The organism is Flavobacterium melibiosi (assembly GCF_048158545.1).
Taxonomy (GTDB): domain Bacteria; phylum Bacteroidota; class Bacteroidia; order Flavobacteriales; family Flavobacteriaceae; genus Flavobacterium; species Flavobacterium melibiosi.
In genome coordinates this window covers 105,735-128,245 of sequence record NZ_JBLNKU010000005.1, presented here as the reverse complement: position 1 = coordinate 128,245, position 22,511 = coordinate 105,735, and the positions used below count along the sequence as shown (strand labels likewise).

Below are 22,511 nucleotides of genomic sequence, written 5' to 3'. Positions count from 1 at the left end.
AATAGTCGGAGTTTTTTTGCTAAAGTATTACAATCGTTTCTGAATTTATGATTTTTCAGGAGCAATGGCTGTAAATTCTATTTCAACCAAATATTCGGGTGCAACTAATTGATTGATTCCGTAAAAACCAGTCGTAGGTTTTATGTCTTTAAAAAATTTGGCGTGAGCTGTAGCAACTGCTTCAAATGTAGCAACGTCAGTAGTAAATATTCGGGTGCGAATCACGTCTTTCATACCTACATTCAGGTCTTCAAGGACTTTTTCCACGCGCTCTAAAATATTAAGAGTTTGTGCATGTGCATCGTCAGCTTTTACTTTTTCACCATCAATTATAGCTACTGTTCCTGATACTTCAATGATATTTCCAATACGTACTGCGCGACAATATCCCATTTTGTCTTCCCATGGTGAGCCTGTCAATATGTTTTCTCTTTTCATTTTAATTGTTTTTAACTGATTTTTAAAATATTACAACCTAATTTGATTTTTGGTATATTTTTTGCAATTTAGAAAAAAATGAGAAATAAAAAACACTAATTTTTAATTAAAAAGTTCAATTTCGGAAAATCAATTTTAGAAAATCTTATGCTCTAAAATGTAATAAAATTTGAAATTGAATGTTATAAATGAAAGTTAAATTATATCGTTTTTATGATTTTACACTTTTGTTTTTTTTATTTTTAAAATTTTACAAGCACAGATACGTTAATCTAAAAAGTTATGAAAAAAATCCTATTTTTAATTATTGTTATAGGTATGTCCCTAAGAGGATATGCACAGAATGAATTTAGCTCTAAATTTAAAGCAATTCCACCTAAAAATAAAAACTTGAAAGCCAAAATAGTAATTCCGCCAAAGGCAGATTTGCCAAAAATTACTGCACCAAAAGTGATAAAAAAACAAGATATCCCCCTTGATGTGCCAAAAATCAATTTTGTGAATCCTGATAAAATCACTAAAAAAGCAGAAAATTTAGAGGTTGTTAATTATAAAAGAAATCAAAATTTAGGAAATTTCAAAACGGGTTCTCTTACTGCTAAAGTAAGATATCGTGATGCCGCTTATGTTGATGGGGATAAGATTAGAGTATATTTAAATGATAAGGTAATAGAATACGAGGTCGTTTTGGATGGAGATTTTAAAGGTTTCCAGATAAAATTAGAAAAAGGGATTAATAAGATTGATTTTGAGGCGTTGAACGAAGGATTTGCACCCCCTAATACAGCAGAATTTGAAGTGTATGATGATAAAGGAAGCATTATTTCTTCTAGCCAATGGAATCTTGGGATAGATTTTAAAGCAACCTTAATTTTAATTAAAGAATAGGAATGTTCTTTTTTCAATTCGATAAATAAATAAATAAAATTAATTTATATTATTTTTGTTATTTACACTATGTTTTTAGTTTTAAATTTTTTAATAAATATTGATTTATCAATATTCACCTTGATATGAAACAGATTCTTTTTTTTATAATAATTAGTATTGGTATTTCTTCAAAAAGCTATAGTCAGATTGAATTTAGTAAAAAGTTTAAAGCAATTCCCCCTATAAATAGAAGTCCTAAGTTTAAAAAAATAGTACCTCCTGAAACTGATATACCACCAACTTATTCTCCAAATGTTTTTAAAAGCCCTGAAATTAAAACCCCTAGTTCAGTATTAAAAATTGGAGAAACAAGCACTATTAACATGACTCCAAAAAATGATTTTGCTAATCCAGGAGATGTTTATAGGGATAAAATGGAAAAAGATTTAGGGAAAACATTAGTAAGAGAAGGTTTAAAAGAAGATTCAAGACTTTTGGTTAAAATTGATGTCAATTTTGGTGAGATTAGAACGAAATCTAATTTTTTTGTAATTAAATATCGTGATTTTGGACAGATTGATGGGGATTTAGCAAAAGCGACTATGAATGAAAGTATAGTCCAAGAAAGATTATTAATGAAAGAAAATTATCAAGAATTTAAAATATTTCTTAAAGAAGGAATAAATACATTCGAAATAGAAGCTTTAAATAGAGGGGCGCTAGGCGGAAATACAGCTGAATTTCAAATTTATGATGACAAAGGAAAACTTATTAAGTCTGATTATTGGGAAAATTGGGATGCAGGAGTAAAAGGGAAGTTTGTAATTATTAGAGAATAAAGCGTAATTGAAAAACTGCTGATTTGTTAAAACGGATCAGCAGTAACACTAAATTTCATGTCTGATTTTACAGTAATATCTTGAGACAACGTTTCTTTAATGACAGCCTTAGCTCTTATTTTATAGCTCGGAGCCTTGATGTATTTGTCTAATTTTTGTGCAGTACAGGTTAGATTTAAAGTATTTGAAGTGGAATTAATATCGTCTGAATACGCTAATTCGATTTCGTCATCAGCATCTGTTGAAATGTATAAATGAATTGATTTTAAAAAACTGAATGTTTTGTTACTTGGGTCTGTTATGGTCAGTTTTAACTCTTTCAATTTTACATCTTTTACTAAATCAGCTTTCGTATTGTTGTTTTCAAAAATGGCGCTTGAGTTTGTAGTAACATCTGGAGTTATTATTTCGGAAGCGACATTAAGAGGGAATCCACTTTCGATTTTAAAGGAAGTTTGAGTAGCTATATTAATAGTTAATAAGCTATCGACAACACTACAGGAAGCGATAAGAAGAACTAAAAAGGTAATTGCTGCGTATGTTTTAATTTTCATTGTTTTTTAATTTTATGTTTTATTTATATAAGGTTAACTTAAAAAAACAGTAAATATTTCATACGGACTTAAATTATTCTTAGTTTTTATTTTAAAAATCATTCATTTTGTCAAAAAAAGACAGTTTTTGAAGTGTGAATAAATAGGATAAATAGCCTATTGAAAAAAAAAAAAAATATTTTTCAAAATTCAATTTTTCAATTCAAAATATAAAAAGTATTTTTGCGCATGCAACACAACGTACTTATTTTAGACTTCGGATCGCAATATACTCAACTTATTGCGCGTAGAGTTCGCGAATTAAATATATTCTGCGAAATCTTCCCTTACAATCATTTTCCGAGTGATTTATCATCTTATAAAGCAGTAATTCTTGGAGGTAGCCCTTTTTCTGTTAGAGGAGAAGATGCGCCACATCCTGATTTATCTCAAATTAGAGGAAAACTTCCTATGCTAGCTGTTTGTTACGGTGCGCAATATTTATCTCATTTTAGTGGAGGTGAAGTAGCGGCTTCAAACACTAGAGAATATGGTAGAGCTAATTTGTCTTTTATAAAAGAGAATGAAGTTTTCTTTGAAGGTGTTTCAGAGAATAGCCAAGTTTGGATGAGTCATAGCGATAGTATTAAAGCTTTGCCAACAAACGGAGTGAAATTAGCAAGTACACATGATGTAGAATTTGCAGCTTATAAAATTGAAGGCGAAACAACATACGCTATTCAATACCATCCAGAGGTTTTTCACTCTACAGATGGATCAAAAATGCTGGAAAACTTTTTAGTAAAAATAGCAGAAGTTCCTCAAAATTTTACACCAAAGGCTTTTGTTAGCGAAATGGTGGCAGAATTAAAAGAAAAATTACAAGACGATAAAGTAGTTCTTGGCCTTTCTGGAGGAGTAGATTCTACTGTAGCGGCAGTTTTATTGCATCAGGCAATTGGGAAAAACTTATATTGTATTTTTGTAAATAACGGTTTGCTTCGTAAAAACGAATTTCAAAACGTATTGGATCAATACAAAGGAATGGGTTTGAACGTTAAAGGAGTAGATTCAGGAGATCGTTTCTTATCTGAATTAGCAGGTGTAAGCGACCCAGAAACCAAACGTAAAATTATTGGACGTGTATTTATTGAAGTTTTTGATGATGAATCACACCTTATAGAAGATGTAAAATGGTTGGCGCAAGGAACAATTTATCCTGATGTTATTGAATCAGTTTCAGTAAAAGGACCTTCGGCTACCATTAAATCACACCATAATGTAGGAGGTTTACCTGATTACATGAAATTGAAAATAGTAGAACCACTTCGTATGCTTTTCAAAGATGAAGTGCGCAGAGTAGGAGCTTCATTAGGAATTGACCCAGAATTATTAGGAAGACATCCTTTCCCAGGACCAGGATTGTCAATTAGAATTTTAGGAGATATCACGCCAGAGAAAGTTAGAATTTTACAAGAAGTAGATTCTGTTTTTATTGAAGGATTGAAATCTTGGGGATTGTATGATAAAGTTTGGCAAGCCGGAGCTATTTTACTTCCTGTAAATAGTGTAGGTGTAATGGGTGATGAGCGTACATATGAAAAAGTAATAGCGCTTCGTGCTGTTGAATCTACCGATGGCATGACAGCGGATTGGGTACATTTACCGTATGACTTCTTGATGAAAGTATCTAATGATATTATTAATAAAGTAAAAGGTGTAAATAGAGTGGTTTATGATATTAGTTCAAAACCGCCTGCAACTATTGAGTGGGAATAAAATTAAATTTTTGTTAATCCCTTCTCGGAATATCATTATTTTTTTAATGTTCTTTATATAAACGGTATCAAATTTTTGGAATAAAATTTGATACCGTTATTTTATTAGTGATTTGAATAATTTTTTAAATAAAAATGATGAAATATTTTTTTGCGATTTGTATGACTGCTTTGTTGTTTAATTATAGTGTTTTTTCACAAGAAAAACCCACAACCCATAAAGTTCAGAAAGGAGAAACGATAAGTCAAATTGCAATAAAGTACAACGTTACTCCATTTGATATTTATCAATTAAATCCAGATGCGCAAAGTGGATTAAAGCCTAACAGTATTTTGCTGATTCCAAAAAGTGGTGGTAAACCAAAGGCTGTGCTCCTAGCCAAACCAAGCGCAAAGACCATAACCCATGAAGTGCTGCCTAAAGAAACACTTTACGGTATTGAAAAAAAATATGGTGTTTCTGACGAAGCGTTAAAACAAGCAAATCCTTTTCTTGAAAAAGAAGGGCTGCAAATAGGTCAAACCCTAATTATTCCTTCTAATAAAGTTCAGAAAAATAGTACTGCGACTCCAGAAAAAGTGGTCTATCATTATGTGCTTCCAAAAGAGACAAAATATTCAATCTCTAAACAATATGGAATTACCATTGAAGAATTAGAGCGTAAGAATCCTGAAGTTATTTCTAGTTTACCTGAGGGATATAAATTATTGATTAAAGGTACTGCCCCCAAAGCTGATAAAATAGCTGTTGCGGTTGAACCCAAAAAAGAAATTGCAAAACCAAGTCCTATAAAGACAGATACAGCAGTTAATTATTTAAATTATGAAGTGAAGCCAAAAGAAACACTTTATAGTTTATCAAAAATGGTTGGTATGACTCAGGAAGAGTTAATCGCTTTGAATCCTGCTTTATCTCAAGGTGTTGTGGAAGGAATGATTTTGAAGGTTCCTGCAATCATTGCTATTCCGCAAGAAACTAAAAAAGAATACACCATTTTGTCAAAGAAAATGGGTAGTAACGATCGAAAAAAACTTGTGCTGCTTTTGCCTTTTAATATGGCAAAAATAGAGGGCGATACTGTTAATTCAACTGCGATGCGATTGAAAAAAGACAAGTTTTTGAACATGACTTTAGATTTTTATTCGGGAGCTTTAATGGCTATCGATTCTGCAAAACAAATGGGACTTTCTTTCGATGTGAAGATATTTGATTCTCAAGAAACCAAAAACACTTCTAATGTCGCGTCTATAATCAAAGAAAATAATCTAGAAGATTCGGATGCTATAATTGGGCCATTCTATCAAAATAATGTAGAAAAAACAGCTGAATTATTGAAAGTGAATCAAGTTCCGGTAATTTCGCCTTTATCGAAAGATTTGGGCAACTCTTACACTAATTTGTTTCAAACTATCCCAACTGTCGTTGTGGTTAAAAATGCTGTGTTTGATTTTATGAGAGCAAAAGACGGGAATATCATAGCTGTAGTGGATAAGAAAAAAGAATCCGTTATACAGTATATTAAGGAAAATCATAAAGATGTGAAATTTTCAGCACTTACTGCAAACGGTGGCATATCCGCTGAAAATTTAAAGAGTTTATTTGTAAAAGATAAAATAAACTATGTGGTAATGGAAACGGCAAATACAGGAATGATAAAATCAACAATGGCAGCTATGTTGAGTGCTATGGCCACTTATAAAGTACAGTTGGTTATTTTAGAGCCTAATGAAACACTGGATACGGATGAAATTAATTTTGTGAATTTAACAAAGTTGAAATTAATGTATCCTTCCGTTACTCGTGAAAATGTATCTCCTGAAGCTTTAATTTTCGAAAAAGAGTATAGAAAGAAAAATAAAATTTTTCCTAGCGCTTTTGCAACCCGTGGTTTTGATATTACATTTGACACTATGATGCGATTGTCACAAGATAAAACATATCAGGAAACTGCCGACACGATGGCGACAGAACAGATCGATAATAAATTTGAATACTATAAAAAAGAAGATGGTGGTTATACCAATAAAGGGGTGCATATTTTATACTACGATACTGATTTAACCATAAAAGAAGCCAACTAATGACATCAAAAGTAACTTACTTAGGCGATTTAAGAACATCGTCGATACACTTGCAATCTGGAACAGAAATAATATCGGATGCGCCGGTAGATAATAACGGAAAAGGAGAGGCTTTCTCTCCAACAGATACTGTTGCTAATGCTTTGGCAAGTTGTATGATGACAATTATGGGAATAAAAGCCCGTGATATGAATGTGGATTTGAAAGATTCTACAGCATCAGTTACAAAAATTATGAATGCCGAGCCAAGACGAATAGGAACAATAGAAATTGCTTTTGAGATGGTAGGGACAGTCGATCAAAAGAATAAAACGATCCTTGAAAGAGCAGCCATGACTTGTCCTGTTTTCTTAAGTTTAAATACCGAAATTGAGAAACGAATTACTTTCAACTGGAAATAAATTAGAGTAAAGAATAAAGAGAGGAGAAGCAAGAGTATTGAATAAATCTTGCTTCTCCTCTCTTTATTCTTTTTTCTTCAAAAAAAATGGAACAAAACCAAAAACAACTCATCAAACTCGCTCATACCAAAATGCCTTTTGGTAAATATGAAGGCAAGTATCTTATCGATTTGCCGGAATATTATGTAGTTTGGTACAGTAATAAAGGATTTCCAAAAGGAGAATTAGGGCAACAGCTTCAACTTATTTATGAGTTAAAATTGAATGGATTAGAGGAATTGATACGAAATATCAAAAAGCGATATCCAAAACCGCTTTAATTTGTTAATTCAATAATGTTTCGGTTTAAAAAACCGAGCATTGGACAATTCTCAAATTTCCAAATTATCTCATTTTCAAATTAGCATTTTCTCAATTTATAATTGTATTTTTGCCACGTTTTTTACACAACTACATTACAAACAACAACAGAATGAATCAAACGAAATATATTTTTGTTACTGGCGGTGTGACTTCTTCTTTAGGAAAAGGAATTATAGCAGCATCTTTGGCGAAATTATTACAAGCACGAGGGTACAGGACTACTATTCAGAAATTTGACCCCTATATCAATGTTGACCCAGGTACTTTAAATCCTTACGAGCATGGAGAATGTTATGTTACCGATGATGGGGCAGAAACGGATCTGGATTTAGGGCATTACGAGCGTTTCCTGAATGTTCCAACTTCTCAAGCCAATAATGTAACGACTGGTAGAATTTATCTTTCGGTTATTGAAAAAGAAAGAAGAGGAGAGTTTTTAGGGAAAACGGTACAAGTTGTTCCTCATATCACCAATGAAATTAAAGATAGAATGCAATTGCTTGGTAAATCGGGTGATTATGATATTGTTATTACCGAAATCGGTGGGACAGTAGGGGATATCGAATCTTTGCCTTATATTGAATCGGTTCGCCAATTGGTATGGGAATTAGGAGAACATAACGGTTTAGTAATTCATCTTACTTTAGTTCCTTATTTGGCTGCTGCAGGGGAATTGAAAACAAAACCAACACAACATTCGGTAAAAACTTTAATGGAAAGCGGTATAAAAGCTGATATTTTAGTTTGTAGGACAGAACACGAAATTTCAGATGAAATACGTAATAAATTGGCTTTGTTTTGTAATGTAAAAAGAGAGGCGGTTATCCAATCTATCGATGCTTCAACCATTTATGAAGTGCCAAATTTAATGTTGGAAGAAGGACTTGATATTGTAGCTTTAAAGAAATTGGATTTGCCTAAAAAAGCAGCTCCGGATTTAAAAAACTGGAATACGTTCTTGCGTAGATTAAAACATCCTAAGCATGTCGTAAATATTGGCTTGATCGGGAAATATGTAGAAATGCAAGATTGTTACAAATCTATTTTGGAAGCTTTTATTCATGCAGGTGCTGCCAATGAAACCAAAGTAAATGTCATTTCTATACATTCAGAATATATTGATGAATCAAATATTGAAGAAAAGTTAGCAGGTTTAGACGGAATTCTTGTAGCGCCAGGTTTTGGTGAAAGAGGAATTGAAGGAAAGATAGAAGCGGTTCGTTATGCAAGGGAAAATAAAGTTCCGTTTTTCGGAATTTGTTTGGGTATGCAAATGGCAATTATTGAATACGCAAGAAATATTGTGGGTTATCCCGATGCTAATTCTACCGAAATGAATGAGCAAACTTCACATCCTGTTGTCAATTTGATGGAAGAGCAAAAAACCATAACTGATAAAGGAGGGACAATGCGTCTTGGAGCTTGGAAATGTGATGTGAAACAAGATTCATTGGCGTATAAAATCTACGGAAAAGAGACTATTTCAGAACGTCACCGTCATCGTTATGAGTACAATAGTAATTATGTTGCGCAATTGCAAAATGCAGGTTTAATCGCTTCTGGGGTAAATCCAGATACAGGTTTGGTTGAAATCATTGAATTAGAAAACCATCCGTTTTTTATTGGGGTTCAATACCATCCTGAATACAAAAGTACAGTGGCAAATCCACATCCTATTTTTGTGAATTTTGTTGCAGCGGCTGTTCAGGCAAAGAAAAAATAGTATTTCGTTTTTAGAATCGGTGTTAAGGCACAGTATTCAGTAAACGTTATACTTTAAACAATAAACTTTTTTAAATAAAATAATGGAAGAGAAAAAATTTGACCTTAATTCGATTATAGGTTTTGTATTGATTTTTGGTATTTTGATTTGGATCATGTATCAAAATCAGCCTGATGAGGCAGCCATTGCAGCCGAGAAAGCCAAAAAAGAGCTGGTAATCAAGGAGGCCAAAGCCAAAGAATTGGAAGCTAAAACAGTTGCTACAGCTACAGTTGCTGTTGCAGCAACCGGAGATTCGACACAATTGGCCCAATTGCAAAAAACGTTAGGGAATTTTGCTTATTCAGCAACACTTCCTTCTGCGAAAGCTGGTTTCACCACTATTGAAAACGAATTAGTTAAGTTGACAATTGCCAATAAAGGAGGATATATTGTTGGGGCTACGTTGAAACAATTTGAAAAGTTCAAAAAAGGTTCAGGAGAATTGGTTGAATTGATAAAAGACAATAATGCCGATCTGAATGTGCAATTACTTACCAGTGATAACCGTACTTTAAACACAAAAGACTTATTTTTTGAACCAACTTTAACAAAAGTTGGAGCGGATCAAGTTCTGTCTATGCGTTTGAAAGCAGGAGCAAACGAGTTTTTAGAATACAAATACGTATTGAAACCAAATGATTATATGATTGGTTTTGATATTCGTTCTCAAGGATTGAATAAGGTTTTGAATACTTCTAAACCATTGGATTTAGAATGGAATTTGAAAACCTATAGAAACGAGAAAAGTGTAGCTTACGAAAACCGATATACAGAAATATATTTCGAACACGAAGAAGGAAAGATTGATTATGCAGGACTTGGTAAATTAGAAGAATCAGATCTTGAAAAAGCAACTTTTGTAGCTTTCAAACAACATTTTTTCTCTACGATTCTTTTGACAAAAACACCTTTTGAAAAGGCTAAATTGAAATCTACTGATTTGGTTCATGATGATAAAGTGGATACTACTTTTACGAAGCAATTCAAAGCGAATATCCCATTAGCTTTTGATAATGGAGAAGTGGATTATAAGATGAGTTGGTATTTTGGTCCAACAGATTATAAAACATTAAAAGCATACGATAAGAATCTTGAAAAAACAATCTCACTTGGATGGGGTATTTTTGGATGGATCAATAAGCTTATATTTATTCCATTGTTCGGATTTTTAAGCTCTTATATTGCTTACGGAATTGCGATAATTATTTTTACAATTTTGATAAAATTGGCGATGTCACCTATTACTTTTAAATCTTTCTTGTCGCAAGCCAAGATGAAAGTATTGCGACCTGAAATTACAGAATTGGGAGAAAAATTCAAAAAAGACCCAATGAAGAAACAACAGGAAACGATGAAACTATACAATAAGGCAGGAGTGAATCCTATGGCAGGTTGTATTCCAGCTTTGATTCAGCTTCCTTTTATGTATGCTTCGTTTCAGTTTTTCCCATCGGCTTTTGAGTTAAGACAAAAGAGTTTCTTATGGGCAGACGATTTATCTTCTTTTGATGAAGTTGTGCGATTGCCTTTTTATATTCCTTTTTACGGAAATCATATCAGTTTGTTTCCAGTGCTTGCCTCGATTGCTATTTTCTTCTATATGAAAATGACTTCCGGTGATCAACAAATGGCTGCTCCACAACAAGAAGGTATGCCGGATATGGCAAAAATGATGAAAATCATGATTTATGTTTCGCCAATAATGATGTTGTTTTTCTTTAATAGTTATGGCGCGGGATTGAGTTTGTATAACTTTATTTCGAATCTAATTACAATTGGAATTATGATTGTCATTAAAAGATACTTTATCGATAGTGATAAGATTCATGCTCAAATTCAAGAAAATAAATTGAAAGAGCCTAAAAAACAAGGTAAATTCCAGAAAAAACTTCAAGAAGTTATGGAACAGGCTGAAGCTCAAAAAGCACAACAAAAGAAAAAATAAATCATAAAGAAACCCGTTCAATTGAGCGGGTTTTTTTATTTCAAAGGTTTGATAAACTTTGAATCATGGCAACTGTTATTTGTTTTCCTATTTTAGTTTTTCCTTGCCCGATTTTTCCAATATCATTTTTTGGTATTCCTAAAAAGGTTTCAATTCTTTCTATCCATTGTTCCGCAATTTGTTTGCGATGCGTAATGATTAAAGCAGGTTGTCTTTTCTCTGCTATAATTTTTAGTCCTACAACCGTTTTTCCAGAACCAGGTGGAGCTACAATTACTCCTAAATCTTTCTTGCCGATAGTATCAATCACTATTTGCTGGTGTTCTCGGAGTTGTGCATTAAATAAAAAAGAAACTTCATTTCGTTTTTTTCTTTCATCAATAAAATCATATTCGATTTTATTTTCTCTGCAAAAGCGAATTATTTTCCCAATAAAACCTCTTGGAATGATTATGGCATTTTCAGTTTCTTCAACAAACTTGAAATAGCGTTCGGTTCCAAAAATATTTTTGCCCATTTTCTTTTTTATTAAAAATTTTGTATTCAGAAAATTTAATTCTTCTTTTAGGAAATTAATCAATGGGCTAGATATTGCGTTACGATTAATTTTTACAACATTGTTTAATGTTATGGTCAGCTTTCCATTGTTAGATTGTGGTAAAGTTGGAATAGCAATGTTTTGTGGTTCAATATAAATTTGGTAGAGTTTATCAAGTTCTGTTGTTGAGATTCTTTGAATGTTTTTAATATAATCCCATTGATTTGGAAATGGTTGCAAGCTATCAATTTCGATGAAACAACTATTTCCTTGTTCCAATGTTTTTTTATAAAACGGAAGTGCGATTAAGTTTCCAAATCCTTTTCCGGAAAGAAAATCTTGATTGGGAAACAATCTGTCAAAACTGGAACTCTTGTCGAACAAAGAAAAAATTCCTGCTTGTTCTAAAATTGAAATAAAAATTTTTCTGCTTTTAATTGCCGGATAAGGTTGTTCAAAAAATATCCAAACGTGTCCGCCTTTACCTGAGCGCGAACGCTCCAAATAGGATTGAATTCCCTTTTCTGTACAAGCAGTTATAAACTTTGTGCAGTCATTTACCCAATCAACTTTATCGAAATCTGCAACAATAAACCAAGAAGTATTATCTTTCAGTAAAGGATAAACTCCGATTAGTTGTTCCCCATTAAGGTGTTTTTCAATTTCTTTATCAGTAAAAGGTAAGTATTCTTTATCTGTGTAATTTTGAAAAGTGCCACCACTCATTTTATGTGCCCGATATCTATATGGATCATAGAAGTATGCTGGCATATAGCCGCTTTTATTTCCCTTTTCCCAGCGTACCGCAAATACATCTTCTCTGCCCATAAAAACAGATTTGAATAGTTCGATTTTATTTAATGGTCCTGATTGTAACATCGATATGCGATGGTTGTATCTTAAAGCCAAATTTGTACCACCACCTAATGCAAATTGCGAGATGCTTGATAAATTTTGTAATTCTAAGATAGTCTGTTTTAGAATAGAACTTACTGCACTCATACTTGTTTGAAACGAGCAAAAGTGTATACATTGTATCTTTTTGCAACCATTGCACAAACTTCGTTACTAATACCCTCTTTTTTGGTTTTGAGGTATTTTAAGAATTAGTGTTTTGGAATAATACTGTTCTAGTTTAACAATATCTGTTGCGAAAGTTTCTTGGTTTGTGGCAAACAAAGCCCTTGGGATTATAATATCCTTATCTCTGGAGAGACTAGGTTTACTATGATCCATATCCCAAAATAAGTGTTTGGGAAAAATTGTCGCTATGTTTACTGATTGTTTCACCATACATAATTAGTCATTTTTTTAATAACATTCGTTAATAAATGTTAAACGGCTGTTCAAAAGAGAATTAGTGGATATACTCTAGCTATCCATAATTCAAAACATTTTTTATTTGTTTCAAAGTCTTTGGTATAAAAACATAACCTTTATATAACATCTAAAAAAAGGTCATCAGATGTGAAATTTTATCTTTGAAAATTAGAAATTTAAGAGATGATAAATCAATACTTTATATTAATTATAGCCCTTGTAAGCAGCACTTTAACAGCACAAACAATAACTTTTCCTGATGCTGATTTTAAAGTAAAATTATTACAATCCGATATCAGTAATACTATTGCACGAAATTTATCTGACGATTATTTTGCAATTGATGTTAATAAAAATGGAGAAATAGAAATTACCGAGGCATTACAAGTAAGCATTTTAGACCTAGAAAGTTCCTCCATAAGCTCCTTAATTGGAATTGAAAACTTTACAAATCTTGTTTCTTTACAATGCAGTAACAATCAGATTAGCAATTTGAATATTAGTAATTTAACAATATTAACGGATTTGATTTGCAATAGTAATATAATAAATACTCTTACTATAAATGGAGCAACCAATCTTCAAAATTTATATTGTCAATCAAATAAACTGACTATTCTAAATGCAAATGATTTAACCAATCTACTAACGATAGATTGTAGCGACAATAAACTTACTTCGGTAAATTTAAATAATCTGAATAATCTTCAATCTTTAACTTGCAATAGCAATACCATTTCTTCATTATATTTAGATGATTTAATTAGTCTGTTAACACTTGAATGTAGCAGAAATACGCTTACGTCACTTGACTTAAGCAAGTTAACCAATATTACAAGTTTAAATTGCAATTTTAACCAACTTCCGTCTTTAGATGTAAGTATTTTGCCAAATCTCGTCAGCTTAAACTGTACTAATAATCAATTAGCATCCTTAACAATTGATGGATTGGTAAACCTTTCTAGTTTAAATTGCAATCATAATCAGCTGACTACATTAAATACAACCAGTTTGGCGGCTATTACCTATTTATACTGTAACACCAATAACTTGCAATCATTACTCGTAAATGGTCTGATGAACCTTAAAGTTTTAGATTTTACCAATAATCAAATTACAACTTTAGACATCAACGGATTGACAAATCTTCAATATTTATATTGTACCAATAACAAACTTGTCACGCTAGATGCAAGTAACCAAACAGGATTGCAATTTTTATTTGTTGCAGACAATCTACTCAACAGTCTGTTTATAAAAAATGGCAGTAATGAGAGCTCCCTACTACTTTCAGGAAATCCAAATCTAAATTATATCTGTGCCGATGAATCGGAAATGGAGCATGTTCAGGATGAAATTTCCAATAATGGCTACACTAATTGTTTTGTAAATAGTTATTGCTCCTTTGTTCCAGGTGGAAATTATTACACTATTGAAGGCAAAAATAAACAGGACTACAACAATAATGGTTGCGATGCTTTGGACGATAATTTTCCAAATCTTAAATTGACTATTACTGATGATGCAACTACAGTAAATTTAGTTCCGGATTTGACAGGCACTTATTCCCATGGAGTAAAAGAAGGTACTTATATCATATCGCCTGTACTTGAAAATCCAACTTATTACACTATTTCTCCAGCCAGCAGCGCAGTTACTTTCCCTGATATCTCAAGTCCTTTTACTGCTTCTTTTTGTATCACTCCAAATGGCAGTCACACTGATTTAGAAATTACTTTTTTACCATTTGACAATGCTAGAACCAATTTTGACAGCACGTATAAAATTATCTACAAAAACAAAGGAACTGTAACACAATCTGGAATAGTAAATCTAACTTTTGATGCAAATGCTTTAAATTTAGTAACTGCAAATCCTAGCGTTTCCTCTCAAAGCACCAGTAATTTGAATTGGAATTTTACAAATTTACTGCCGCAAGAAACGCGAACTATTTTAGTAACCTTAAAAGTTAAGCCTTCTGTAAATAATGGACATCTATTAAATTATAACGTAGCTATAACAAACACCACGGATGAAACACCCAATGACAATAGTGCAGATTTAAGTCAAATTGTGGTGACTTCCTTAAATTTAAATGACAAAATATGTTTAGAAGGCAGTGTTATTTCACCTACAAAAGTGGGAGACTATTTGCATTATATGATTCGTTTTGAAAATTCCGGTTCAGCCACAGCACAAAACATAGTACTAAAAGACCTTATTGACACCTCAAAATTTGATATTGCAACACTTGTGCCTCTAAACGGAAGTCATCCTTTTACCACAAAAATTACAGGCAATACTACCGTGGAATTTATTTTCCAAAACATCAATTTACCTTTTGATGCAGGCAATAATAACGGGTATGTTGCCTTTAAAATTAAAACAGTGCCTGCTCTTGTAAATGGTAATGAAATAACAAATTCAGCAACTATTTATTTCGATTATAATCAACCCCTTGCAACAAACATAGCAATAACAAGTATTCAGGCGTTGCAAATACAAAACTATGTTTTTTCAGATTTTTTTACAATTTATCCTAACCCAGTAAAAAATATTTTGAATATAGCGGATAAAAAGCAACTCGAAGTTAGTTCCATAACTATTTACAACACGCTTGGACAATTAGTCCAAACTTTTATAAATGCAGATAATAATACGACAGCAATAGATGTTTCGCAACTTAAAACCGGCATTTATTTTATCAAAATAAATTCGGATAAAGAGAGTACAACTTCTAAATTCATAAAGGAATAATTTCAAAATGAAAATCAGATAAATCCTGATTTGGTAATGCCCCCCCCCTAAAAAAGTTAGACACTCTTTAGGGGTATTTTTATGCAAAGAAAAGTCAAGTACGGTTATGAGTTTAAGTTAACATAAATTTAATTTTGAGAAGAGAAAATTAACAATATACACTAATTAAAAACAAATAAAGATTGAATATTTGCCTTGAAATAATTATGTAGAATTTCAAGATAATAGATTGAATTATTTTGATTTATTATTGCTAATTATTAAGAATAAAGATTAGAAAATTTACTATGTTAAACTATTACATCGATTTATCTGAACGTATTCTCGTAAAAGCAAAAATGGAAGAGGATTCCACTTCCCTTAGAAAAGAATTGTTTTATATAAGGATTAGCAGTTTAGAATCCAAAATAAAAACTGATGAATTAAAGAAAAATTTTTGGGTAAATATTTATAATGCCTACCTCCTAATTATGGTAAATGAGCAAATACAAAATAAAAAAATTTTTAAACTAAAGAGGATTAAATTTTCTCAATGTCGTTTATCCTTAAACGACATTGAATATGGAATTCTCAGAAAACAAAAATACAAAATAGGTTTTTATAAAATATATAATCCTTTTTACCCCTCTTTTATAAAAAAATTGGCTATTGAAAAATTGGACAATACAATTACCAGGTGTTTAGACAAAAGCATTTTATACAAGACCTCCGAAGTTAAAAAAATGGATTTTGATTATTTTAGTTAAACAAAAAACAAAATTCATTTTCCCTCAATTAATTATACCTTCTAATGCTATATTTTGCAAAATAAACCTCTATTAATTCCTGATACAAAAGGGGAAATGGCACTTATAAGCAAAAAAACCTGTAATTTATATAAAAACAAATGCTTTAAAACAATCCATTATCAAAAATATGTTATTTAAAAAGAACCAGATTATTTTTTGATAAAAACTACTGAACGTTAAATTTTAACTAGAATCAAAGCAACCCGTAAAGACAATTTCATTAAAATGATTAAACCTCAAAAAAAAATCCTAATCCTTATTTTAGGAATTTTAATTATTAGCTCCTGTGCTTCAAAAAAAGATTTGATATACTTTAGTGATGTCAATTTAAATGAACATGATAAAACTATTTTTTCGGAAGGTAAAATTCAAGCAAATGATATTTTAAGCATAATTGTATCTTCAAGTTCTCCAGATTTAGCTTCAATGTATAATACAAACCAGCCTACTTCTTCCGCCATTAATGGTTATTTAGTAACAATGGATGATACTGTTACTCTTCCAATTTTAGGAAAAATAGAAGTTAAAGACTTAACAATAATTGAATTAGAGAATTTTTTAGTCAAAAAATTGATTGATGGAAATCATCTTGTAAATCCAACTGTTACTGTAAGGTTAACCAATGCAAAGTTTACAATTCTTGGCGAAGTAAAAAGCCCAGGCACTTATACTTTTAATGAACAAAATATCAGCATTCTTCAAGCATTAGGCTACGCAGGGGATTTGACTATTCATGGCAAAAGGCAAAACATCTTAATAATTAGAGAAGAAGACCATAAAAGAACCTATACTACTATTGATTTGACATCAAAAAAGTGGTTTGATTCTCCTTCTTATTATATCAAGCCAAATGATGTGATTTATGTCAATCCAAATGGTTCAAAAATAACTTCATCAGGCTACATACCTAGTTTGGGTAATTTATTGGCAATAGTTTCAATTGCCATTACAACATTCTTATTAGTAACAAAATAACCAAAACAATTGGAAAGCAAAAAAAATAATTTCAATATTAAAGAAGAGCTATTAAAATACCTATCCTATTGGAAATGGATTGTTTTGTCCGTAACAATTGCGCTGATTAGTTGCTTTTTTTATTTGAGATATGCCAGTGATATTTATCAAACTAGTGCCAAAATTAAAATCCTGGACAATACAAATACGGCCTTTAAATTGCCAACTGACAATGTTTCTATTTTCGGAAATAATGAGATTAGCAAAGGGAATGAAATCGTAATTATGAAATCTTCCCGAATAATAGGTGCAGTAGTCGATAGTTTAAATCTGACTACTGAAATTTACGGTGTAGGAAGAATAAAATCTATTGAATTATGGAAAAATGCCCCATTTACGGTCATTTGGGCAAAAGAAAAGGATTCTTTGACCACTCAACAGGCCTCTTTTCAAATTGTATTGACAAAAAATGGATACAAGGTTAAAGAAAATAATAAAGAATATAAATTTGGAGAAACAAATTTTAACACTGCTGTTCCATTCAAAATAATCATTAAAAACAAGCAATTTTTAAAGAAAGTAAATGGCAATGAATATCAAATAATTTTAAAAACAAGAAAAAGTGTCGTGCAATCTATTTCAAATAGAATTGTCATTGATTATGTTGTAAAACAAAGTGACATTTTAAGCCTCACTTTAAATGGTTTTAATCAAGAAAAAATTAATGATATTGTCAATACATTAATTGAAGTATTCAACCAAGACGGTATTCAAGACCGACAACTTGTTTCCAAGAAAACTATCGAATTTGTTGATGACCGATTTAAATTTCTTTTTAACGAATTAGATTCTATAGAGATTTCAAAGGCGAATTTCAAAATGGCTAAAGGGTTAAGTTTTGTTGAAGCTGATGCCAGTGTTTTAATGCAAAACAACTATGAATCAAAATCAAAATTAGAAACTGCAAATACTCAATTAGCATTAACAAAACTTATGATGAGTGCCCTAAACACCAGTAAAGGGCTTGAACTATTACCTTCAAATATTGGAATTGAAAATGAGGAAGTAAACGGATTAGTTGCCAATTACAATGAACAAATTTTAAAACGCAATAAATTGATGTTATCTGGTGGAGGAGAATCAAATCCTATGGTTAAAGAAACGACATCACTTGCTTTGCAAATAAAAAATAACATAAGAGCTTCCATCATTGGATATCAAAACGTATTAGAATTCAACAGAAATGAAATAAGCAGAATTAGCAATTTAGATAATGTAGCATACAACAAAGTGCCCTTTAATGAAAAAGGGGTTCGCTCAATTGAAAGGCAACAATCAATAAAAGAATCGTTGTACATTTTGTTATTGCAAAAAAGAGAAGAGGCTGCCATTAATTTAGCCATAACAAATCCATCTATCAAAGTAGTGGATTATGCTATTTTTTCGGCTCGTCCAATAGCTCCAGAGCGAAACGTAATATTTATTGCAGCACTGCTTTTGGGTATATTATTTCCTATTGGAATACTTTATTTTTATTATTTATTTGATAATAAAATAAATAGCAAAGAAGATTTGGAGTCATTAATACCAGATGTTCCCGTAATAGCAGAGATTCCTTTTATTGAAACAGAAAGTAAGACGATCCAGTTCTTAGACCGCTCCATATTATCAGAGTCTTTTAGAATTCTACGAAATAACATCAATTACATCAACCCAAAAAAAGAGCGAGGCTCCATTTTGTTTGTTACCTCAACCATAAAAGGAGAAGGAAAGACGTTTGTTTCTTTGAATTTAGCAATAACACTTTCTACACTTGGTAAAAAAGTAATTTTAATAGGTGCCGATTTAAGAAATCCGCAATTACACCGAAAACTAGACCTAGAAAGACCTAACTTAAAAGGGATTACGAATTATTTATACGACACAAGTATAAAAATTGATGATATAAAAGCGAAACATCTAACTGATACCCATTTAAATTTTGACATCATTTTTTCAGGTACTATTCCCCCAAATCCTGCTGAATTATTATCAAATGGTCGATTTGAATTGTTATTGAATGAAATAAAAAATGATTATGATTATATTATTGTTGATACTGCTCCCACCTTATTGGTTGCAGATACAACTCTAATTACACATCTAGCCGATACTGTACTTTATGTTACTCGTGCGAATTTTACTGAAAAAAGACTACTCAAATTTATCTCAAATTTAAAGACGTTAAACACTATTAAAAATATGGGTATTATTTTAAATAATGTAGGCCAAAATAAAGGGTATGGATATAGTTATTCCTATAACTACGGATATGGTTACGGCTATGATAATGATCCGGTTACCAACACGTCAGTCCAATACAAAATTAAGAAATGGTATAAAAATGTATTTAAAAAATAACTGAAAATAGCTAAATTCATTAAACGAAAATCTGTGGTGTTAGTATTAACTAAAGGTGAAATATTTTCAATTATATTTTATGCCAATAAAACAACCTACTTTATGCTTTTGTAAGTATTAAATTTCCTGTAATCGCTATTTATTTTGATTACTTTTTTCTTTTTCAAAATCTTTTCACTTGTTACTGATGGTTCAAGAATAGTAGTATACTCAATAATTTTCCCCGGATTACCAACAACAGTTGCTCCGTCCGGAATATCGTTTATGACCACTGAACCAGCTCCAATTGTACACCATTTTCCAATTTTTATCCCGGGGATTACAATGACTCCTGAGCCTAAATGAGAGCCTAAACCAATACTAACGTTACCTGACAATGTTACTTTTGGCGAAATGTGTACAAAATCCGCAATACTGCAATCGTGTTCTATCAGAGCTGCGGTATTAATAATCACGTGATTTCCTATTTTTGCATCAGAATTAATAATCGCATGTACCATAACGACGGTTCCTAACCCCACAGTTGCTGATGGAGAAACAAAAGCTGTTTTATGTATACTGGTAAAAAAATTATAATTACTAAATCTCGAGCTAATTTTTTTTCTGATTAAATTATTCCCAACGGCAATAATCATGGCTACATCGGATTTAGGTGGTACTATCGACATAGTGTTGAGAATAGGTACCTGTCCAAAACTAGCAGTTTTGGGTGCATCATCAATCATTGCTTCTATTTTAGAATAAGTACTTGCTACCAATTCTGCAACAACTTTGCCATGACCACTCGCTCCAAAAATATATAGCTTTCTATTTTCCATTAAATCGTTCTATAGTTGCGCTGTTTGCAGCATTGATATCTTCAACTTTTAACAATTTTAGAAGGGTTTTAAAAATAATTTTAAAATCTAACCCAAAAGATAGATGTTTAACATACCAAACATCATATCTAAATTTAGTTTCCCAATCTATTGCATTCCTACCATTAATTTGTGCCCATCCTGTTATACCTGGTTTTATCTCATGCCTTCTTTTTTCAAAATCAGAATATAAATCCAAATATTCAGGTAATAAAGGTCTTGGTCCCACGATGCTCATTTCGCCTTTTAATACATTTACCAATTGTGGAAGTTCATCTATTGAAGCCTTGCGAATCCACTTACCTATTACCGTCAGTCTTTCAGCATCTGGCAATAAATTTCCTACTGCATCTTTTTTATCGTTCATCGTTTTGAACTTGATTATGGTAAATAATTTTCCTTCAATTCCCGGACGTTTTTGCAAGAAAAAAATGTTGCCATTATTAACAAAAAACAGCCCCAAAGCAACGATACAAAATAGTGGACTCAAAACAATCAATCCAAAAAAGGCGAAACCAAAATCCAAAAAAGGTTTGAAACACTTTTTATACATATTCCATTTTAGGTTTTGCTAATAGGTACTCTGCTTGTTTGTATTCTTCTAAAATACAGTCCCAAATCACTTGCTGTTCATATCGAGAGGTTATCATTTCTCTTGCATTCGATTGTAGAGAAAGAAAAAAATCTTTTTCATCAATCATTCTCAAAACAGCTTTTCCAATTGCTTCACTATTTTTTACAGGAATAATAATCCCGTTTTTTCCATCTATTATAATTTCGTTGCACCCATTTATATCGGTCACAATTGAGGGCAAGCCCATTGCCCCGGCTTGCAGGACAACATTTGGAAATCCTTCCCGATAACTGGCAAAAACTAATGCTTTACTAATAGTCAAGTAGGGTCTAATATCATCTTGATACCCTACAAAAAGAATGTTTTTATTACTATTTATCTCTTTTTGAGTCAAGTAATCAAGCGGGTCTAAATCCTTTTCTTCCATTCCAACCAAAAGTAATTTTACACTCGAATTTTGTTTTATTAATTTTTTAAAAGCCAGTACCACTTCATTAATTCCTTTATCCCCAACTAAACGTCCAACAAAAACAAAAACAAAATCTTCTGCTTCAATTCCCAACTTTATTTTCAAGATGTGCTGCTGGGATTGCGAAACTTGTTCCGGAGAAAAATGGTTTGTATTGATTCCGTTTGAACTACCATTACTGATGATTTTTAATTTTCTATGTTCCGTAAATTTATTTGCCACAATAAAATCATGCAACCCTTTTGAGTTTGGATAAACCATAGTGGCACACGAATACGTAAGTTTTTCAACCCTTTCTAATACATTGCGTTTCAATCCTTTTGTTTCCATTAGCGGTAATCCCGCAACGGTATGCAACCTGATTGGAACACCGGCACATTTTGACGCAATCATTGCCAGTATTCCAGCTTTTGGCGTGTGTGAATGAACGATTAGCGGATTTTCTTTTTTTAGGAAAAAAAACAATTTTACAACCGCCACTAAATCATGTATTGGGGTAATTTTCCGGGACATTTCTATAGTAAACGTTTTTACATTTTCTTTGATTCCAATTTTTTTTAAATAATCATCTTCTGAAGCCACTGCGGTTACTTCGTAAAAGGAATTCATGTAATTCAATTGACCTGACAACAATTTATCTAATGAGAGAGGAACAGTAGTGATTCGGATTAATTTATTTTCAATTGTTTTCATGCCAATTTATGGTCGTCTTTCTCTTTATTGCTTTGAATTAAACCTAAAGAAGATTTAAAAAAAAAGCTAAAAAAAATATTATTTTTATCTGGAAAAAAGGATTAATAGGCACCATTTTTCAGTAAAAATAATATCAAAATTCGACGT

The 22,511-nt window shown here is 31.6% G+C and carries 19 protein-coding genes; 12 read left to right on the top strand and 7 right to left on the bottom strand.

Annotation, left to right across the window (positions count from 1 at the left end):
• Positions 1-45 precede the first annotated feature (45 nt).
• Positions 46-438 carry a RidA family protein gene (locus ACM55F_RS07985; RefSeq protein ID WP_416850307.1) on the bottom strand — a complete coding sequence of 131 codons (393 nt, stop codon included), beginning with the start codon at positions 436-438 and terminating at the stop codon, positions 46-48.
• A gap of 282 nt (positions 439-720) precedes the next feature.
• Here ACM55F_RS07985 and ACM55F_RS07980 point away from each other — a divergent pair, with 282 nt between their 5' ends.
• Positions 721-1,326, top strand: coding sequence for a hypothetical protein (locus ACM55F_RS07980; protein WP_416853286.1), 606 nt, complete (start codon positions 721-723; stop codon positions 1,324-1,326).
• 125 nt (positions 1,327-1,451) lie between these two features.
• Entirely contained in the window at positions 1,452-2,147 is a 696-nt protein-coding gene (locus ACM55F_RS07975; RefSeq protein WP_416853285.1) for a hypothetical protein, read from the top strand.
• 26 nt (positions 2,148-2,173) lie between these two features.
• On the opposite strand, the gene ACM55F_RS07970 is transcribed toward ACM55F_RS07975, so the two are convergent.
• Positions 2,174-2,701, bottom strand: coding sequence for a hypothetical protein (locus tag ACM55F_RS07970; protein ID WP_416853284.1), 528 nt, complete (start codon positions 2,699-2,701; stop codon positions 2,174-2,176).
• A 228-nt stretch (positions 2,702-2,929) separates the two neighbouring features.
• Between ACM55F_RS07970 and guaA the strand changes: the two genes are divergently transcribed.
• From guaA to yidC, 6 genes are all read left to right on the top strand, one after another.
• The gene (guaA, locus tag ACM55F_RS07965; protein ID WP_416853283.1) at positions 2,930-4,459 is read left to right on the top strand and encodes a glutamine-hydrolyzing GMP synthase; all 1,530 of its coding nucleotides are present in this window, start codon (positions 2,930-2,932) and stop codon (positions 4,457-4,459) included.
• A 134-nt stretch (positions 4,460-4,593) separates the two neighbouring features.
• Positions 4,594-6,540 carry an amino acid ABC transporter substrate-binding protein gene (locus ACM55F_RS07960; RefSeq protein WP_416853281.1) on the top strand — a complete coding sequence of 649 codons (1,947 nt, stop codon included), beginning with the start codon at positions 4,594-4,596 and terminating at the stop codon, positions 6,538-6,540.
• Complete coding sequence (locus ACM55F_RS07955) at positions 6,540-6,941, top strand: OsmC family protein (RefSeq protein WP_416853280.1); 402 nt, start codon at positions 6,540-6,542, stop codon at positions 6,939-6,941. The genes ACM55F_RS07960 and ACM55F_RS07955 overlap by 1 nt, the downstream gene beginning before the upstream one ends.
• 86 nt (positions 6,942-7,027) lie before the next feature.
• Entirely contained in the window at positions 7,028-7,261 is a 234-nt protein-coding gene (locus ACM55F_RS07950) for a DUF3820 family protein (protein WP_143386364.1), read from the top strand.
• A 152-nt stretch (positions 7,262-7,413) separates the two neighbouring features.
• Positions 7,414-9,027 carry a CTP synthase gene (locus tag ACM55F_RS07945; protein ID WP_416853279.1) on the top strand — a complete coding sequence of 538 codons (1,614 nt, stop codon included), beginning with the start codon at positions 7,414-7,416 and terminating at the stop codon, positions 9,025-9,027.
• A gap of 82 nt (positions 9,028-9,109) precedes the next feature.
• Positions 9,110-11,014 carry a membrane protein insertase YidC gene (gene yidC, locus ACM55F_RS07940; RefSeq protein ID WP_416853277.1) on the top strand — a complete coding sequence of 635 codons (1,905 nt, stop codon included), beginning with the start codon at positions 9,110-9,112 and terminating at the stop codon, positions 11,012-11,014.
• Positions 11,015-11,054: 40 nt separating this feature from the next.
• Here the strand turns inward: yidC and ACM55F_RS07935 are convergent, their stop codons facing one another.
• Both ACM55F_RS07935 and ACM55F_RS07930 read right to left on the bottom strand, forming a co-directional pair.
• A complete protein-coding gene (locus ACM55F_RS07935) occupies positions 11,055-12,554 on the bottom strand; it encodes a TOTE conflict system archaeo-eukaryotic primase domain-containing protein (RefSeq protein ID WP_416853276.1) in 1,500 nt (499 codons plus the stop codon).
• A gap of 66 nt (positions 12,555-12,620) precedes the next feature.
• On the bottom strand, positions 12,621-12,845 hold the full coding sequence (locus ACM55F_RS07930) for a DUF6922 domain-containing protein (RefSeq protein ID WP_416853275.1): 225 nt from the start codon (positions 12,843-12,845) through the stop codon (positions 12,621-12,623).
• Between the two features lie 210 nt (positions 12,846-13,055).
• Between ACM55F_RS07930 and ACM55F_RS07925 the strand changes: the two genes are divergently transcribed.
• The 4 genes from ACM55F_RS07925 (at position 13,056) to ACM55F_RS07910 (ending at position 19,771) form a co-directional block, all read left to right on the top strand.
• On the top strand, positions 13,056-15,629 hold the full coding sequence (locus tag ACM55F_RS07925) for a T9SS type A sorting domain-containing protein (protein WP_416853274.1): 2,574 nt from the start codon (positions 13,056-13,058) through the stop codon (positions 15,627-15,629).
• 287 nt (positions 15,630-15,916) lie between these two features.
• Complete coding sequence (locus tag ACM55F_RS07920) at positions 15,917-16,375, top strand: DUF547 domain-containing protein (RefSeq protein ID WP_416853273.1); 459 nt, start codon at positions 15,917-15,919, stop codon at positions 16,373-16,375.
• A gap of 267 nt (positions 16,376-16,642) precedes the next feature.
• The gene (locus tag ACM55F_RS07915) at positions 16,643-17,392 is read left to right on the top strand and encodes a polysaccharide biosynthesis/export family protein (protein ID WP_416853272.1); all 750 of its coding nucleotides are present in this window, start codon (positions 16,643-16,645) and stop codon (positions 17,390-17,392) included.
• A gap of 9 nt (positions 17,393-17,401) precedes the next feature.
• Positions 17,402-19,771: a GumC family protein gene (locus tag ACM55F_RS07910; RefSeq protein ID WP_416853271.1), complete on the top strand. Its 2,370-nt coding sequence runs from the start codon at positions 17,402-17,404 to the stop codon at positions 19,769-19,771.
• Between the two features lie 95 nt (positions 19,772-19,866).
• Here ACM55F_RS07910 and ACM55F_RS07905 read toward each other — a convergent pair whose 3' ends face one another.
• The 3 genes from ACM55F_RS07905 to ACM55F_RS07895 are packed head-to-tail and all read right to left on the bottom strand — an operon-like array spanning position 19,867 to position 22,364.
• Positions 19,867-20,589, bottom strand: coding sequence for an acetyltransferase (locus tag ACM55F_RS07905; protein WP_416853270.1), 723 nt, complete (start codon positions 20,587-20,589; stop codon positions 19,867-19,869).
• Entirely contained in the window at positions 20,579-21,181 is a 603-nt protein-coding gene (locus ACM55F_RS07900) for a sugar transferase (RefSeq protein WP_416853269.1), read from the bottom strand. Before ACM55F_RS07900 ends, ACM55F_RS07905 begins: the two co-directional genes overlap by 11 nt.
• Entirely contained in the window at positions 21,174-22,364 is a 1,191-nt protein-coding gene (locus tag ACM55F_RS07895) for a glycosyltransferase family 4 protein (RefSeq protein ID WP_416853268.1), read from the bottom strand. The genes ACM55F_RS07900 and ACM55F_RS07895 overlap by 8 nt, the downstream gene beginning before the upstream one ends.
• Positions 22,365-22,511 lie beyond the last annotated feature (147 nt).

Coding starts and splice junctions, on each gene's coding strand:
- ACM55F_RS07980 (WP_416853286.1), top strand. CDS start 721: ATGAAAAAAATCCTATTTTTAATTATTGTTATAGGTATGTCCCTAAGA.
- ACM55F_RS07925 (WP_416853274.1), top strand. CDS start 13,056: ATGATAAATCAATACTTTATATTAATTATAGCCCTTGTAAGCAGCACT.
- ACM55F_RS07945 (WP_416853279.1), top strand. CDS start 7,414: ATGAATCAAACGAAATATATTTTTGTTACTGGCGGTGTGACTTCTTCT.
- ACM55F_RS07970 (WP_416853284.1), bottom strand. CDS start 2,701: ATGAAAATTAAAACATACGCAGCAATTACCTTTTTAGTTCTTCTTATC.
- ACM55F_RS07985 (WP_416850307.1), bottom strand. CDS start 438: ATGAAAAGAGAAAACATATTGACAGGCTCACCATGGGAAGACAAAATG.
- ACM55F_RS07950 (WP_143386364.1), top strand. CDS start 7,028: ATGGAACAAAACCAAAAACAACTCATCAAACTCGCTCATACCAAAATG.
- guaA (WP_416853283.1), top strand. CDS start 2,930: ATGCAACACAACGTACTTATTTTAGACTTCGGATCGCAATATACTCAA.
- yidC (WP_416853277.1), top strand. CDS start 9,110: ATGGAAGAGAAAAAATTTGACCTTAATTCGATTATAGGTTTTGTATTG.
- ACM55F_RS07960 (WP_416853281.1), top strand. CDS start 4,594: ATGATGAAATATTTTTTTGCGATTTGTATGACTGCTTTGTTGTTTAAT.
- ACM55F_RS07900 (WP_416853269.1), bottom strand. CDS start 21,181: ATGTATAAAAAGTGTTTCAAACCTTTTTTGGATTTTGGTTTCGCCTTT.
- ACM55F_RS07955 (WP_416853280.1), top strand. CDS start 6,540: ATGACATCAAAAGTAACTTACTTAGGCGATTTAAGAACATCGTCGATA.
- ACM55F_RS07915 (WP_416853272.1), top strand. CDS start 16,643: ATGATTAAACCTCAAAAAAAAATCCTAATCCTTATTTTAGGAATTTTA.
- ACM55F_RS07895 (WP_416853268.1), bottom strand. CDS start 22,364: ATGAAAACAATTGAAAATAAATTAATCCGAATCACTACTGTTCCTCTC.
- ACM55F_RS07930 (WP_416853275.1), bottom strand. CDS start 12,845: ATGGTGAAACAATCAGTAAACATAGCGACAATTTTTCCCAAACACTTA.
- ACM55F_RS07975 (WP_416853285.1), top strand. CDS start 1,452: ATGAAACAGATTCTTTTTTTTATAATAATTAGTATTGGTATTTCTTCA.
- ACM55F_RS07905 (WP_416853270.1), bottom strand. CDS start 20,589: ATGGAAAATAGAAAGCTATATATTTTTGGAGCGAGTGGTCATGGCAAA.
- ACM55F_RS07920 (WP_416853273.1), top strand. CDS start 15,917: ATGTTAAACTATTACATCGATTTATCTGAACGTATTCTCGTAAAAGCA.
- ACM55F_RS07935 (WP_416853276.1), bottom strand. CDS start 12,554: ATGAGTGCAGTAAGTTCTATTCTAAAACAGACTATCTTAGAATTACAA.